The organism is Bradyrhizobium sp. USDA 4486 (genome assembly GCF_054057995.1).
On sequence record NZ_JBSRZV010000001.1, the window covers coordinates 4,927,425 to 4,942,119 of the forward strand.

General features: G+C 58.8%; 11 protein-coding genes and 7 pseudogenes. 7 read left to right on the top strand and 11 right to left on the bottom strand.

Annotated elements, in window-relative coordinates:
• Window positions 1-73 precede the first annotated feature (73 nt).
• The 3 genes from ACVWY3_RS23565 to ACVWY3_RS23575 are packed head-to-tail and all read right to left on the bottom strand — an operon-like array spanning window position 74 to window position 1,408.
• Window positions 74-676, bottom strand: coding sequence for an HD domain-containing protein (locus ACVWY3_RS23565; protein WP_456840612.1), 603 nt, complete (start codon window positions 674-676; stop codon window positions 74-76).
• Window positions 677-707: 31 nt separating this feature from the next.
• A complete protein-coding gene (locus ACVWY3_RS23570) occupies window positions 708-1,046 on the bottom strand; it encodes a hypothetical protein (RefSeq protein ID WP_456840613.1) in 339 nt (112 codons plus the stop codon).
• Entirely contained in the window at window positions 992-1,408 is a 417-nt protein-coding gene (locus ACVWY3_RS23575; protein WP_456843438.1) for a class II aldolase/adducin family protein, read from the bottom strand. Before ACVWY3_RS23575 ends, ACVWY3_RS23570 begins: the two co-directional genes overlap by 55 nt.
• Here ACVWY3_RS23575 and ACVWY3_RS23580 point away from each other — a divergent pair.
• Window positions 1,316-1,534 carry a hypothetical protein gene (locus tag ACVWY3_RS23580; RefSeq protein ID WP_456843583.1) on the top strand — a complete coding sequence of 73 codons (219 nt, stop codon included), beginning with the start codon at window positions 1,316-1,318 and terminating at the stop codon, window positions 1,532-1,534. The genes ACVWY3_RS23575 and ACVWY3_RS23580 overlap by 93 nt on opposite strands.
• A gap of 513 nt (window positions 1,535-2,047) precedes the next feature.
• On the opposite strand, the pseudogene ACVWY3_RS23585 reads toward ACVWY3_RS23580, so the two are convergent.
• A pseudogene (locus ACVWY3_RS23585) lies at window positions 2,048-2,410 on the bottom strand (IS3 family transposase); the annotation flags it as partial.
• Between the two features lie 192 nt (window positions 2,411-2,602).
• Here ACVWY3_RS23585 and ACVWY3_RS23590 point away from each other — a divergent pair.
• On the top strand, window positions 2,603-2,746 hold the full coding sequence (locus ACVWY3_RS23590; RefSeq protein ID WP_456840614.1) for a hypothetical protein: 144 nt from the start codon (window positions 2,603-2,605) through the stop codon (window positions 2,744-2,746).
• A gap of 802 nt (window positions 2,747-3,548) precedes the next feature.
• Here the strand turns inward: ACVWY3_RS23590 and ACVWY3_RS23595 are convergent.
• Entirely contained in the window at window positions 3,549-5,183 is a 1,635-nt protein-coding gene (locus ACVWY3_RS23595) for a thiamine pyrophosphate-requiring protein (protein WP_456843439.1), read from the bottom strand.
• A 362-nt stretch (window positions 5,184-5,545) separates the two neighbouring features.
• On the opposite strand from ACVWY3_RS23595, the pseudogene ACVWY3_RS23600 reads away from it, so the two are divergent.
• A pseudogene (locus ACVWY3_RS23600) lies at window positions 5,546-5,812 on the top strand (transposase); the annotation flags it as partial.
• A 185-nt stretch (window positions 5,813-5,997) separates the two neighbouring features.
• Window positions 5,998-6,087, top strand: a pseudogene (locus tag ACVWY3_RS23605) (transposase); the annotation flags it as partial.
• Window positions 6,088-6,128: 41 nt separating this feature from the next.
• Here the strand turns inward: ACVWY3_RS23605 and ACVWY3_RS23610 are convergent.
• The 3 genes from ACVWY3_RS23610 to ACVWY3_RS23620 form a co-directional block, all read right to left on the bottom strand.
• Window positions 6,129-6,842 carry a reverse transcriptase domain-containing protein gene (locus ACVWY3_RS23610; RefSeq protein ID WP_456840615.1) on the bottom strand — a complete coding sequence of 238 codons (714 nt, stop codon included), beginning with the start codon at window positions 6,840-6,842 and terminating at the stop codon, window positions 6,129-6,131.
• Between the two features lie 972 nt (window positions 6,843-7,814).
• Window positions 7,815-9,113 (bottom strand): alpha-hydroxy acid oxidase, encoded by a 1,299-nt coding sequence (locus ACVWY3_RS23615; RefSeq protein WP_456840616.1) that lies wholly within the window; start codon window positions 9,111-9,113, stop codon window positions 7,815-7,817.
• 205 nt (window positions 9,114-9,318) lie between these two features.
• Entirely contained in the window at window positions 9,319-10,962 is a 1,644-nt protein-coding gene (locus ACVWY3_RS23620; protein ID WP_456840617.1) for a GMC family oxidoreductase, read from the bottom strand.
• Between the two features lie 492 nt (window positions 10,963-11,454).
• Between ACVWY3_RS23620 and ACVWY3_RS23625 the strand changes: the two genes are divergently transcribed.
• Window positions 11,455-11,646 carry a hypothetical protein gene (locus tag ACVWY3_RS23625; protein WP_456840618.1) on the top strand — a complete coding sequence of 64 codons (192 nt, stop codon included), beginning with the start codon at window positions 11,455-11,457 and terminating at the stop codon, window positions 11,644-11,646.
• A gap of 26 nt (window positions 11,647-11,672) precedes the next feature.
• Here the strand turns inward: ACVWY3_RS23625 and ACVWY3_RS23630 are convergent.
• The 3 pseudogenes from ACVWY3_RS23630 to ACVWY3_RS23640 form a co-directional block, all read right to left on the bottom strand.
• A pseudogene (locus tag ACVWY3_RS23630) lies at window positions 11,673-11,984 on the bottom strand (oxidoreductase C-terminal domain-containing protein); the annotation flags it as partial.
• A 127-nt stretch (window positions 11,985-12,111) separates the two neighbouring features.
• Window positions 12,112-12,240 (bottom strand): annotated as a pseudogene (locus ACVWY3_RS23635) (FAD-dependent oxidoreductase); the annotation flags it as partial.
• Between the two features lie 596 nt (window positions 12,241-12,836).
• A pseudogene (locus ACVWY3_RS23640) lies at window positions 12,837-13,330 on the bottom strand (IS630 family transposase); the annotation flags it as partial.
• Window positions 13,331-13,781: 451 nt separating this feature from the next.
• On the opposite strand from ACVWY3_RS23640, the gene ACVWY3_RS23645 reads away from it, so the two are divergent.
• Window positions 13,782-14,306 carry a recombinase family protein gene (locus ACVWY3_RS23645; protein ID WP_456840619.1) on the top strand — a complete coding sequence of 175 codons (525 nt, stop codon included), beginning with the start codon at window positions 13,782-13,784 and terminating at the stop codon, window positions 14,304-14,306.
• A 107-nt stretch (window positions 14,307-14,413) separates the two neighbouring features.
• Window positions 14,414-14,608 (top strand): annotated as a pseudogene (locus ACVWY3_RS23650) (recombinase family protein); the annotation flags it as partial.
• Window positions 14,609-14,695: the final 87 nt, after the last annotated feature.

The window sequence follows — 14,695 nt, forward strand, 5'->3', positions numbered from 1 at the left end:
CGAACTCGAGCGCGAGCCTCTCACGCACTTCATCCGGCTCCAGTGCGCGCCGGCTCCCACGTCCGGCGAGCCGCTAACCTTGTGTCTTTCTCGGAAAGGTAGGATTCTTCATTTCCTTGAAGACATTCCGAACCATCGGCTCAAATGCCTCAAGAGGCATAGATGCATAACCTGGGTCGAACGAATTCTGGTCGTAATACTCGCAGAACTGCGCTGTGTAATCAAAATGAGAATGACCGCGGAAACGTTCGCGCATGTTTCTGTCGCGGTCCACAAAATCAAAATAATAGTAACCTTGGAAGATTCCATGGTGCTGAATCATCCAGTGATTGCGCTCAGATACGAATGGCTTGAGAATTGTTGCTGCAAAGTCAGCGTGATTGTACGTCGCTAGCGAGTCTCCGATGTCGTGAAGCAACGCGCAAACAACGTATTCCTCGTCGCGCCCATCTCGAAAAGCGCGAGTTGCCGTTTGAAGAGCATGCTCGAGCTGATCGACCCTGAAACCCAAAGGCTCTCCTCTCAGTAATCTCAAATGCGCAAGGATGCGCTCTGATAACCCCGCACCATAGCGCTCGATCTCCCTCATAATAATCTCCCAGTCCTTCCGGGTGCCCTCCGTCATTTCGGTGAAGGTGACGAGGTCACTGCTTTTTCTCTTTTCGTCGCCAAACATATTGTCACTCCGGATCTATGGCGCGTCGAAATCAATAAGTCGAAGCGCCCGGTTTAAGAAAGGTGGTGCATGGTGGGAGAGGTGTGCAAGAGCCGGCTGCGATCTCAGTTCCAATAACCTGGCCCGCTCCGGCGACCAAGCATTCGCTTCCAGCGCATCGAAGTGAAGTTCGCAAACTTTGCGATCTGGTGCTGGCTTGCAGTAAATATAGTTCCAACTGCCTGCCTGATTGCGTTATGGTGTCGACCACCGCTGGGGCGCCATGGCGAAGCTCTCGATTCTGCATCTCGTAGAGCTGCGCTTGACAAGCGCGCTCTAGATAATAGAGCCGATCACAGGCCTCGGCGACCGTCTCATTGGTAACCAGCATGCCGTGATTTGACTACGAAAAGCAGCGACTTGTCGCCCAGGATCCGGGCGAGTTGCTCGCCTTCCTCGGTGTCGCTGGCTGGCCGATTGGCTGGACGCCTTTCTTTGAGGCGGGGGAGCGCGCTGGCATAAGGCATGTGAGTACGGAAGAGGGCGCGCGCGTTGAGATTGATGAATGGCGAGCGCACTGCGTTCAAAATCGCCATGTCCGCTTAGTGCGTCGCCATCATCGCTCACTTCCACGAGCGAGCTTGCGGTGAGCTCCGACCAATGAAGACCAAAAGGGATCACAAGCAAATTATCAGACTTGCCCGGTGCCGCCACGGTGAAGTGTTTAAAGATACCCTGGCTGAAGTCTTGCATGACGGCGCGGCGATGATCGGCCACAACATCGACCCTTGTCTGCCATTCGGCAAGCTCGTCAGCGGGCTTCTTGATACGCCGAGAGGGCTTGGAGTGTCGCGCCAGCATTGGCTTGCTCTCGTTTGACATGAGCCCCCCCTGTTTGACATTTGTTCAGCGAGCACTGCACTTGCGCTCAGCGATCCGCCTCGGCCCCAGGCACGGCCCGGGCAATCCGCCACAACTACTCCGAACCAGCAACAGCCCCGATAGCCACGATGCGCACTGAAGGCGCTCCGCTCAGTCAACCCAGGGCAAAATGCCCCAGTTCCCGGCACGCTCACGCAATCATCCACGGCTCTTCCCACTCGCTGTGGCCGGCAAGTGAAGAATGCCCTGATGCCACTCTCGCCTGCTATTTCTCTCCATAGACGAGCCAAGTTACGTTTTGTCTCAGATAGATGTTAGTGGGCCGAGGCATGCGAAATTGGCTAATATAGGCCGTTGCAGAGCAGGAATTCTGCATCCGATCTCCAAATAAGAGTTTCTCTTCTCATATTTGACAGTGATGCGGGCAGCGATCGGTCAGAGGTGGTCTCATGTCTGGAGCTTCTGCCGGAGTTTGGCTGCCGTGCAGAACTGCAGCGGGTTGAAGTAAGCTTAATCCGGGGTGCCGCGATCAGGCTCGAGTTGGGACGCGGGCCATGTAAAGGTCGAGATATCGGCCGATCGAGGCGCGGGGGTCGGACACGCTGTTGTAGGCTCGCAGATGGGTCTGCTGATATTCGACACTGCGCCACAGCCCCTCGACGAGCACGTTGTCGCGCCAGACGCCTCGGCCGTCCATGCTGATGGCGATGCCTGCTGGCGAGCAGGCGGGTGAACGCGGCGCCCGTGAACTGCGCTCCTTGCTCGGTGTTGAACCTTTCCGGCTTGCCGTGGTGAGCGGGAGCGCCCCCAGCGTCTCGACGAAGAATACGGCTTCCATCTGATCGAGACGCGCCACGACCACACCCGGCGGCTTGGTGGGCGCCAGGCATGGCTCAAGGAACCGGTGCGAAAGGAGCAACAGACTTGCTCCCCACGTGCACGGGGCCAACTCAGTACCGACGGCCTCTGGTCACTGCAGGGAACGCATATTCGTATCGCTCACAAGAGTTGCCCGTCTTTGAGGCCAAGAGCGTGTCACCGCACGTGCTACGGCACAGCGCTGCGATGGAACTGCCGCGAGCCGGCGTCGACTGCTCCGTAATCGCGCTGTGGCTCAGTCATGAATCGGTCGAGACGGCGCAGACGCGCCTGCCCGCCCCTCTCGCTCCCAAGAAAACTGCTTTGGGGACGCTCAAGCCGTACGAGTGAGGCAAGCGAATCGGCGGATCCGCCCAGCACCACAGCGTCGCGGTCTTCGAAATCCTGCGACAGGCGGGCGAATTACTTCCAATTCCGAGCATAGTTTGTCATAACGGGATTTGAGCCCGGGTCGCGGATAAACCGACGAGTAGCGTCTTAGGTTGCGCGGGCAGATCCATTCGATGCCGCGGTTGGGTTTGTCCGGATTCGTCGTAAGGGTAGGCTTTCAGGAACGTCCACGTGAAGGGGGAATGTGCGGACAACGCTCTTCATGTTTGAGTTCCATTGTTTGACTTGGCCGCGCTCGCCCGATGCCGGATGGAAAATTCGCGATAGGAACTTGTGCCGCCTCGATCGACTATGGTGCCGCCTGTCGCTATGTAGATCTTGATGTATTCCGAGCGACAGTGGAGCCATCAGTACCAAATTCGGAGCGCCGAGGTAATACTAGAGGGTAGGCAAGGATAGCCTTGGTCTCCGGGTACTCGTGGGGGCAGCAATCACCTCCTTCGACCGTTGGTGCTCATCTAATAGCAGCTGAATGGAGAGGTCGGATCTCCGCCGCTGCCGTTGATCGAGACCTGGCGACCGCGGAGCTACGAGGCCATGGCACGGATCTTGTTCATGATACAGACCGCCAGGCCATGCTCAGTGTCATCTCGACTCTATCGTAGCTGAGGATCGCCACCACTGGCCCGAAATCTCTGATGCATTTGTCGGGAGATCGAGCACGCGACCCAACTGTTTCAGTAGCGCAGATCACCGCAGCCCTCTAACCGCAAGACCAGAGTGACGACGCAAAAGCCAGACATTACGTCCCCACGCGTGAGACGTCGGTCTCTTTGCAGGTGATGAATTCGAGCAGCGCCGGAACGCCGGCTTGCGTCTTTTCGATGCCTCGCTTGATTGCGGGCACGATCTCTTCGGGCGTTTTGACGCGTTCGCCATAGCCACCAAAAGCGCGCGCCATCGCTGCATAATCGCCGGAGATGTCCGTCGAGCGATATTTTGTCGTCGAGATCGGCATCACCTTGAGCTCGAGGGCCATACAGAAGTTGTTGAGCAAAATCGAAAGAATCGGAATCCGCTCGCGCACGGCGGTCTCAAAGTCCATTCCGGTAAAGCCGATTGCGGAATCGCCCCAGACATTGATGCAGAGCTTGTCAGGTTGCGCCAGCTTCGCGCCCATTGCAAGCCCAAGCCCATAGCCGAGTTGCGTGGTCTTACCCCATCCAAGATAGGACAGTGGCTCGACTGCCTTCCAGAACGGCGTGAGCTGGTCGCGTGGACTGCCGGCATCATGGGTGATGATGGTGTTTTTAATGTCGACCGTGTGCAGCAGGTCCCAAAGGACACGGTAGGGACTGAGTGGCGCATCGTTGCTGGTTAGCTTTGGTATCCATTTCGCAATCCACTGCTCGTGGCAGGTGGCGATCTCGGCCGCGACGCCTCTTGCATCGCGATCCACGATGACAGTCCTGCCGATTTCCTCGAGCAGCGCATCGAGTACGAGCCCCGCATCACCAACCAAGCCGATCTGGACCTCGACATCCTTGTTGATATGGTTGGGGTCGAGCGTCGAATGGATGATCGCTTTGCCTTTGGGCATGGCGATACCAAAGAACGTTTCCGTGAATGAGCAGCCGATGCCGAAGATTACGTCTGCCTCGCCGAGGAATTTCGGGACCGCCCGCGGCACACCTATACCACCTGAACCGAGCGAGAGCGGATGCGTCTCGGGGAAGGCGGATTTGCCCCCGAGACTCGTTGTAACCGGAATGGCGAGCCGTTCGGCGAGCCGTTTCAGCTGCGGCCATGCACGCGCATAGTGCACACCCTGTCCGGCATAGATAACAGGCCGCTTTGCGCCAATCAGGAGCGCGGCAGCTTCCTTGATATGAGCTGGATCCGCACCGTATCGAGTGCGCAGCACCGGCGTGTAGTTCAAGGGCTCAGGCACCTCCTCGTTCCACATGTCCTCCGGAATTTCGACGATCACCGGTCCGCCGCGACCATTCCTCAGTTTGGCGAAGGCGCGACGGAAGACGTTGCAGATCTCGGAGGCCATGATGACCGGCTCAGAAGATTTGCAGAACGGCTTCATCGCCTCACTGGAATTGAAGTTCGGCTCAATATGGCTGAGGCGGCGCTCATAGCCCATCGGCAACACTAGGACGGGAACCGATTCACCAAAACATTGCGCCACGCCCCCCATTGCGTTCTCGGCGCCCGGACCATGCTGCATACAGAACGCGCCGATGGTCTGGCCCGAGGTGACACGCGAGATCGCATCCGCCATGTGCACCCCGACACGTTCCTGGCGAACGATCACGGGACGGATGTCGGCTTTAGCCGCATATTCGATCAAATGGTTGACCGGGTAGCCGCAAAGAATTTCGATACCTTCGCGCTTGAGGATCTCCGCGACCGCGTCGCCTAGTTTCATGATTATCTCTCCGATTCCGAACCAACGGGTAAGGCCGTTGAGGAGCTCAAAGGCTGCAAAAAGCGCTCCGGACACGGAGAATTTCAGCGAAAACAGACGGTATCCAGATGATTTCGACGCCGACTGTGATCATGCGACTCTCAAGTCATCGTCTTTAGGACGAGCGCTCCTTCCGAAGCGCATGAATCGGCCGCGATCAAACGTGGCTAGCTGCTAAATGATTGGGGAGCGGCTCTGTGAGCGAAGCGTGAACTCAAGATGCGACCGGATAAGGCATAGAATCGCATCCATCGATTTACGAGCCCGCTGATGCCGGTACGAGCGACCTCGCCAGAACGCCGACCTCTTTGTGTACCAACGGCCGGCTTCGCGTGCACTTCATGCGCAACGCGCTGGCCCATGCCGGCAACGGCGCACGGCGTGTCGTCTCCGCCTTCATCGCCACTTCGTTTGCCCAGGACGATGCCGAGGCCGCACGAGCGCAACGGCGGAAGGTCGCCGATCAGCTCCGCCCCAAGCTATCCAAGCTCGCCGGCTTCCTCGACCATGCCGAGACCGATGTGCTGGCCTATATGACGTTCCCGCCGCAGCACCGCACCAAGCTGCACTCGACGGATGAGATGGATAAGCGATTTTTAATGATCGCCCCGATGACGATTGCGGGCATAGCGTCCATTCTTTTGTTCGGCCGCGGCGCGGGCCATTCTTCCGTCCCGGCCACCGATCTCGCAGCCGCCGCGCGCGGGGTCGGTCAAGGCTGGCCGCGTTTGCGGCCACCGCACTGCTTGGCCTCGACCGGCCCGAGCACGGCGGCATGGAGCGCCTCAACGGCGAGATCAAGCGCCGGACCGAGGTCGTCGGCATCTTCCCCAATGAGGACACCATCGTCCGCCTCATCGGCGCCGCGCCGCTGACGCGAGAGGGCCGCGAACCGGCCAAACTCGATCAGCCGCGTCTTGCCTCAGGAAGCGTCAGGCCGAAGCTGGCTCGTCGCACCTTGAGGGTCAAGAGCATTTCCTGCGCATCCGCCTTGCTCTCAAAGCCCATGACGAAGTCGTCCGCATAACGCACGATCACGATGCGACCGCGTGCGCGGCGACGACGCCATTGATTGGTCCAGAGATCGAGGATGTAGTGCAGGAAGATGTTGGTGAGGAGCGGGCTGATGCCCGCCCCTTGCGGAGTGCCTTTGTCCATCTCTTGCAACTCGCCGCTCTCAAGAACGCCGGCGCGCAACCACAGTCCGATGAGCCGTAAGCTGCGAGGATCGGCGATCCTGTGCGCCACCATCCGCAACAGCCACTCGTGGTCGACCGAGTCAAAGAAGCCGCGTATGTCGGCATCGAGCACCCAGTTAACGCGCTGACTCACGATCGCTGTATGCAGAGCATCGAGCGCCATGTGCGGATTACGCCCCGGTGGGAAGCCGTACGAGAACCCCAGGGAGTCGGCCTCGTAGACGGCGCTCAACACCTCGGCCACCGCGCTTTGGACGATCTTGTCCTCTAGCGCCGGCACACCGAGAAGCCGCTTACCGCCATCGGCTTTGGGGATGTAGACCCGCCGCACCGGGTGAGGCCGGTAGCGACCAGTGTGGACCCGTGCGCAAAGATCGCGGATGTTATCCGTGCCCCCCTCTTCGTACTTCGCCACCGTCACCCCATCGACCCCCGCGCTGGCCTGCCGCTTTTGTCGTCGAAACGCCCGAAAGAGAGCGGCTTCGTCGATGTGTGCAGCACGGCCGTGAACCGGGTTTGGGCAGCCTGCTTGGCCGCCGCGTTCACCCGATCGAGGTTCGGCGGCAAGGCAACCCGGCTCTGTGTCCGGACCCTGGCCTTCTCGCGCGGGCTCCCCTCGGGCTGGCCCCTTCCCTCCATGCGTCTCGTTTCCTTCGACGATTTCACAGGTACTATGGACCAGTCCGATTCCCAACCTCAGCTCGGACCGCGGCTCTGGCAGTGCCTTGCCGCTGTCCCCCCACTAGAGACCAATCTAACGGACCCGATCGGGCCTCTCATGTTCCGATGATTACCTTCCATGCGTGATGCGGCCATCGACCCCGACGGAGTGGCATCGCCTCGCATAACGACGATGCTCATGCTGCCTTCGTGACTAGGGAACACACTCGGCTTTCGCGAACATCCACCTTTCGAGGCTCATTCCCGCACCCCGCATGGCTCCTGTCTACACTTCAGACCCGGCGTTGCCACGACGCCCGCAAGACTCGGTCCCGGCTGGCCTGCTAGGGCTTTGGCCGGATGGGACTTGCACCCACAAGCAACCATCAGCTTGGCATGACGTATCCCGGATGATGGTCTAGCTTGGTAGAACAAAGCCGTCCGCACGCGCGCCAAGCGGACGGCTTTGAGATGGTCACCGGCAAATCACCGTAAGATCGGGTTGCTGACACCAGCCTGAGTCGAGCGACCACCAATGAATGACGAATGATGAACGTTCGCGCGCGCTCGTGGAGGAGGCTCTAAACTACTGCCAAAGTTCGCCGGCCACGCGCCCGCCTAAATGAGTTTCCCGGCCCCGCACCGCGCCAAGTTGCACGGGACCGGTTGATGGCGAGATCAAGCGTAGCTCCGCGGCCCTTTTGATCGCTTTGTTTCTCAACAGAAGACGACTTCATCCCTCAAGCTGGTTAGCGTGTAAATGGTCTCCATTCTTCCACATAAGGAATTGCGGCCCTAGATCGGCGATCTTGGTAGCACCGATCTGGGCCATGCTAATGTCTATCTCGCGACGAAAGAGCGCCAGCGCTTTCGCCGCGCCGGACACTCCGCCGGCGGTCACCCCGTACAACGTTGGCCGGCCTTGGAAGACGAACTTGGCGCCCATGCAAATTGCGATTAAGGCGTGGAGGCCACGGCGGATACCGCCGTCGAGCATTACGACCATTTTGTCACCCACCGCGTTGCAGATCGTGGGCAGAACCTCTAACGGCGAAGGTGCATTGTCGAGTTGCCGCGCGCCGTGGTTGGATACTATGATCCCTTCGACGCCGAGAGAATACGCTCGGAGCGCATCATCGGGATGCATAATTCCCTTGAGTACAAAATTGCCCTTCCACAATTCCCGATAGTGCTCGACCTGTTTCCAGGTAATCGGCCCGCAGAACTGCCTGCCCGCGAACTCGGCCACTTGTTCCGCGCTGGCATTCGGGCCGGCGTACCGCGTCCAATTGCCCAAATATGGTGTGCCGTGCTGCAGCCATTGCATCATCCAAGCCGGATGGCGCAACGCTTCCAACCTCGTCTTCCAAGGCAGCCTTACCGAGGTGCCCCAGCCATTCCGGATGCTGCGCTCGCGGTTGGACGCTTCCGGCACGTCAACAGTGAAGACCATAGTCTGCAGGCCGGCGTCGCACACCCGCTTAATGATATCCTCGGAAATCGATGCATCTTTGGTCGAATAGAGTTGGTACCAGCCGTGGTCAGGGGCCTTTTTGCCGAGATCCTCGATCGAGCCCGAACTGAAACCCGACATGATGAAAGGCACATTCGCGTGGCGCGCCGCCTCAGCTAACATCAGGTCGGCGCCGCGGCGGAACAGGTCAGCCGATCCCGTCGGCGCAATGCCGATTGGGCTCGAATAAGTGCGGCCGAATAGCGTCGTCGACTGATCGCGTACGCTGACATCGACCAAATAACGTGGCACGATGCGCGTTTGACGGAAAGCTTGTTCATTGGTGACCAGCCCGACCTCGTCATCGGTGCCGCCCTCGATGTAGTCATAGCAAATCTTTGGCAGCCGCTGCTTCGCCAATCGGCGCAGGTCGTCGACGTTCAGCACTCCTTTCATGTCCAAGCCCCTTCCAACACGTGCTCGACCAGGATAAGCGGTTTTTTCATACAGCATGGCGCAAGAACTCCGGTGCTTGCGCAGAAATTCCGCGCCCGAGTCGCCATCGCCGATGGATTTCAACTTCCGCGTCCAGGACCAATGATACGCCTCAGGACAGTCTGCTGGACCTTCTCAACTCCCCTCTTGGACCTCGGCGAAAGCAGCGAGGTGTCGAAAATCAGACGATTCCCGATGATCGTCCTGGCCACCCTCGCCCACAGCCAGCGCGAATCATCTCGGGCTCGATTGGGAAAACCATGCCGATTTAGTTCGCCTGGGAGCGGCTTCAGATCGTCGAGGGAGAAACGGAGCGCGCAATCCCTAAGCTTGAACCGTGCTTAGCATCTGCCTTGATCATGTCGGCGCCCTTCTCGGCCACCATCAGCGTCGGCGCGTAGGTGTTGGCGGAAGGCACGGTCGGCATGATAGAGGCATCAATGACGCGCAGCCCGGCGATGCCATGCACCCGCAGGCGGTCATCAACCACCGCCATAGGATCGTCGCCCATCTTACAAGTCCCAACATAATGATGGAGTCCGCGCCCGTCGTGGCGAGCGTAATCGAGCCATTCGTCGTAGCTCTGCACTTTATCGCTGGGATGCATCTCGAATGCGATGTATTGGGAGATAGGCTGCTTTTGCATAATCTCGCGCGCGATCTGCATGCCGGCTACCGTGCAGTCGCGGTCGATCTTCGCAGATAAGAAATTCGGTAGAATGGCTGGCTCGCTGCCGGGGACAGCCGACTTGATATGGATTGAACCGCGCGATTCCGGCCGGCACTGGTTGATACAGACGGTCATTCCAGGTTCTTTCTCAAGGCGCCGCTTGCGCCCCGGATCGTTGCTCGCGGGTGCCATGTGGAACTGCACGTCCGGAGTCTGGAGGCCGGGCAGTGTGCGCACGAAGCCGGCCACTAAGGCTGGGGGGCGGGCGAGCAGGCCAGTTCGATTGACATAATATCGTATGACCTCGAGCAGAAGTCTAAACCTCCTCGCCTGTTCATTGAACGTGATCGGTCGATTGATCCGCCAATCCATATTCACAAAAAAGTGGTTGCCATAATTCTCGCCGACCCCTTTCAGTTCATGGCGGATCTCGATCCCAAACTTCTTGAGTACTTCCGGCTGGCCGATACCCGAGAGTTCCAGCAATCCCGGCGACTGGATGGCGCCGCAAGAGACGATCACTTCACCTCCGCAACGCGCCTCCCGACTTTTGCCGTGCAGAGTATAAATAACGCCGACTGCTCGCTTGCCCTCGAGCAGGATGCGGCTCACAAGCGCACCGGTCTCGATTCGCAAGTTGGGCCGGCTGCGGGCCGGATCCAGAAAGGCGCGAGCGGCCGACCAGCGACAACCATTCTTGATAGTCGTCTGAAAGTAACCGAACCCTTCTTGCCGCCCGTTGTTGTAGTCTTGGTTGCGCGAAAAGCCAGTGGCCTCGGCGGCGTTGATGAGCGCGTCGCCAAGCAGATGGTACTCCCCCATGTCACTCACATTAAGGGGCCCGCCCTTGCCGCGAGATTCGTCGCTCACACCCTCATAGTGTTCCGACTTTTTGAAGTACGGCAGCACGTCCGCGTAGGACCAGCCGCGGTTGCCAAGGTGGCTCCAGGTGTCGTAGTCGAGCGGCTGGCCACGCACGTAGAGCATGCCATTAATCAAACTTGAGCCGCCCCGCCCACGACCGCTCGCACACGGGAAGCGCTGGCCGGCAGCACTGTCTACAGCGTCAATCTGGAAGTTCCAATTAAACTCATTTCCGAGCAGGAGCTTCGTATAGCCCGCGGGAATATTGATCCACATAGATCGATCCCGAGGCCCCGCCTCGAGGAGCAGTACCCTGACATGTGGATTCTCACTCAGGCGACAGGCCAGCACGCAACCAGCCGAGCCGCCACCAACGATAATGTAATCCCATTCGGACATCGCTTAGATTTCCCCCTGTCCAGTTTGGATTCTGTCTCGCCAGTCCAACGAGCTACATCGATGGTCGTCGGTGTATCCTATTCCCGGCGTGAAAGGCCGCAGCATCGCTTCGAGATCTATGTGACACTCGTGAATCGCACACTTCCAATGTTTCGACGCTATTAACCTCGGCGACTGGATCGCGATCCGCTCACGCTATGCGAAGAGGCGACCGATTTCGAATTCCCAGATTCCTTCGATAGAAACTCACCAAGCTCTCCCCCTGCAATCCTCGTTTATTCGCACTGGCTCACTTCCACTTTACGCTCTGGCAAACAGCTTCATAGCTATCCTCCGAGGTTGATTTCGCGCGATGAATCTCGCAGTTGCGCGGAAATCCAACGCTGCGTCGCATTCTTTGGCGGATTTGACTTGGTCAGTTCCCGAACAGAAAGCTGACGAGTATATCGAGAATGCACCGAACTTCACCAAGAGTGCGCTGTCGAGCTTGGCTTGCAGGATCTTGGCGAAGTGAAGCTTGATGAGTCCGTGGCGAGCTTGTTGAAACCTTCCAGGCGCGCCGGACCCTTCGCGCCGTTTATTTTCTGGTCAATGGATTCAGGCTGGGTTAGCCTCCTGCGCCGCGATGGCATCATCCTCCTTGCCAGTGACGAGGTAGTAGCGGGCGGAGCAGTAGCAGAATAGTTCGCGATCGATGTTGTGCGCTGTCACTAGCTGGGGGCACTGCTAAAATGCGGCGCTCCATTCGCGCGGCTGAGGAGGCCTCCCACCCCGGCCAAATCAGCGAACTGCTTGAGGTCTGCGCCGACATCCGCTGCAATTGTCTTCGAAACCGACACGCCAGCCGATGGAATCCGGCGCGCAATCACGTTATCGCCAGGTTTGTTGACGGTTTTAACGGCAACCAGTCGCTCTCTGCGGTAAAGGAAAATCGACAACGCACCGCTCTCCGCCTCGCCGCGGAGCACCGCGCCGTCCGTACCGACTGCAAATCCGGCAATCTGCAGGTGGGCTCTGGCCTGATCGGACCAGAACTACGGCAGCCTGCAATAAGACGCGGGTGGGCCGGTCAGACTGGGACGAACTTGCCCGATCGCGCTCTGAACAGATTCCAGGCGCATGAGGCCGGGCTAGAACGGCGTGGGCGGCGCAGTCGCCGATCGCAGAGATCGCGGAATGGCTAGTGCGCAGTTGCGCATCGATTATGATCCCGTTGTGTACCTTGAGCCCGGCGGTAGTCGCTAGCGCGTCCTTAGGTAACATCCCGGTCGCCATCATTATCGCATCCGTTTGACCGTCGTGCTATCAGTAAGCGTGACCAACCTCCCTAGCGGCATGTTTGCGGATTTCGGATGGTGTTGCGCAGCCGCAAGCGGACCCCGGGATTGCTATGGAACTGACTGAAGTAGTCACTCATCACCGGCGACAGCACGCGCCCATCAACCGATCGGAGTCTCGATGACCTCGACTGAGATCTCGCGGCTGCGGAGCAGAGAGGCTGCTTCGAGCCCGATGAAGCCGCCGCCGGCGATCTCTCGAGGATGCCGATTTCGAAATAGCCCTTTGCGGGGGCATGCGCTCGTTGATGAGCAACTCCGGCCACTCCTGCAACGCACCTCCCGCATGATCGAGCGGCAATAAAAGTGAGAAGACCGTCGTCATTCGCCAACGAGCTGGCGGAAGCCACTACTGTCGACGATCCGAACGGCAACGCCAGAATCGAGCCCGGCAAAAGTCGCGAAGGAGGTGGTTACGGCTTCCACGAGTACCGGGGTTATGGCCTTTCTTGCTAGACGTCCAGACTTGCGGCCGAGCAATCGTTATTGGAGCGATGCCAAACAGGCCCGTAGGATCCCCGCTAAAGTATGATGGCATCAGCTTCGATAGCCTGAGTTTTTGAGGTAGTTGGCGCATTCCTCTGAAGTAAAGGCATCGAGTGCGTAGCCGATTGCAGCGCAGACGGCCTCGGTTCGCGCAGCCGCTTTGCGGACCAAGTGCTTAAGCTTGGCAAAGACCTGTTCGATGGGGTTCAGGTCTGGCGAGTATTTTGGCAGGAAGAAGAGTTTGGCGCCGACCGGACTGATGAGCTGGCGAACCACTTTGCTCCTGTGGCTACCAAGATTGTCCAAGACGACGATGTCACCGGGCTGAAGGGTCGGCAGGAAAACCTTCTCGACATAGGTGCGGAAGCTTACGCCATCGATCTCCCCCTCGATGAACCATGACGCGTCGATCTGGTCATGGCGCAGGGCCGCCAGGAAGGTCACGGTCTTCCAGCTTTTGTGTGAAGTCTGCTCCCGCGCGGCGCCCATCCCCGCAAGGGGGCCATATCGGTCCTAGTCCAAGTCTCGTCGATGAAGACCAGCCGTTACGCAGGTGCTTTCGGCTGCGAGATTCGAGGCGCATGCATGCGTGTCCAGTCCATGCCGGCCAGCGAGGGGATTGAGGAATGTCCCCGATAGTGAGTCTGACGAATCATCTCCTGAGGTAGTCGAGGTTAAGGATCCCCACCATCCTTTGTGGGGTCGCTCATATCGAGTGATCAGGAAGATCGGCCAGCGAGGTCGAGGCATTCCTGCTTCGTATGAAGTTGAGTATCGCGCAGGAAGCAGCCTTCTGATTCAAGCAACCGCAATCGAATATTATGGAGAAGAAGCAAATCAGATAAGCTGAGTATGGAGGCTCTACTCGAGCTTTTATGCAGCGGATTGTCCCCACGCACATGAGCATGGATCCAGCCGATCTTTGGTCGACGCTGACGCCCGCGCTCCGACGCCAGATCGTCGAAGACGTCGCCGCGATTTTGGCGGAGATCTCTCATGAAGTCCGAGTTGATCACACCAAGCCACTTGGCGCGCAAAGCCGTGGTCTACATCCGGCAGTCGACGCCTCACCAGGTCGTAAGCAATCAGGAGAGCCTGCGCCTTCAATACGCGCTTCGCCAGCGCGCCCGCGAACTCGGATGGCGTGAGGCGGCCATCGACGCGATTGATGCCGATCTCGGGTTGAGCGCCGCGTCTATAGCACAGCGTAACGGCTTCAAGGAACTCGTTGGCCGTGTTGGCCTGAGTGAAGTGGGACTCATCCTGTCGATCGATGTGACCCGCTTGGCGCGTAATTGTACCGACTGGTATCCGCTCCTGGATGTCTGTGGTCTACGTGGCTGCCTGATCGCCGACCGCGATGGTGTCTATGATCCGGGCACTCCGAACGGACGGTTGCTTCTCGGGCTGAAGGGTTCGATCTCCGAGCTTGAACTACATACGATCCGCAGCCGGCTGACCGCTGGCCTCCTGGCAAAGCCGAGCGCGGCGAACTTGCGGTTATGCTGCCAATCGGGCTGATGCGGGATCCGAGCGGCGTGGTCGTTAAGGATCCCGACATGGCCGTGCAAGGGCGGCTCGGTCTCGTCTTCCAGTTGTTCCTGCAGCTGCGCAGTGTTGCCAAGGTCATGCGAGCGTTGAACGAGCGTGACCTGGAACTGCCGCGTCGTGATCGGTATGGCGATTTGTGCTGGACGCGCGCGACGTTGGCTGCTGTCGCGGCGATCTTGAAGAACCCGGCATACGCGGGCGCCTTTATCTATGGACGAACCCGCTTCCAGCCGTCGAAGCGGGAGGGTGCCCTCCCACAGAAGGCTCCGCGGCCGATGGAGGAGTGGCGGATCGTCGTTAAAGATCGATATCCAGCCTATATCGACCAATCTATGAAAAAATCCGAACCGTTATCAGAG

Excerpts from the sequence above, each read along its gene's own strand:
- ACVWY3_RS23565 (WP_456840612.1), bottom strand. The coding sequence starts at position 676 with ATGTTTGGCGACGAAAAGAGAAAAAGCAGTGACCTCGTCACCTTCACC.
- ACVWY3_RS23570 (WP_456840613.1), bottom strand. The coding sequence starts at position 1,046 with ATGCTGGTTACCAATGAGACGGTCGCCGAGGCCTGTGATCGGCTCTAT.
- ACVWY3_RS23580 (WP_456843583.1), top strand. The coding sequence starts at position 1,316 with ATGAAGACCAAAAGGGATCACAAGCAAATTATCAGACTTGCCCGGTGC.
- ACVWY3_RS23575 (WP_456843438.1), bottom strand. The coding sequence starts at position 1,408 with ATGCAAGACTTCAGCCAGGGTATCTTTAAACACTTCACCGTGGCGGCA.
- ACVWY3_RS23590 (WP_456840614.1), top strand. The coding sequence starts at position 2,603 with ATGGAACTGCCGCGAGCCGGCGTCGACTGCTCCGTAATCGCGCTGTGG.
- ACVWY3_RS23595 (WP_456843439.1), bottom strand. The coding sequence starts at position 5,183 with ATGAAACTAGGCGACGCGGTCGCGGAGATCCTCAAGCGCGAAGGTATC.
- ACVWY3_RS23620 (WP_456840617.1), bottom strand. The coding sequence starts at position 10,962 with ATGTCCGAATGGGATTACATTATCGTTGGTGGCGGCTCGGCTGGTTGC.
- ACVWY3_RS23645 (WP_456840619.1), top strand. The coding sequence starts at position 13,782 with ATGAAGTCCGAGTTGATCACACCAAGCCACTTGGCGCGCAAAGCCGTG.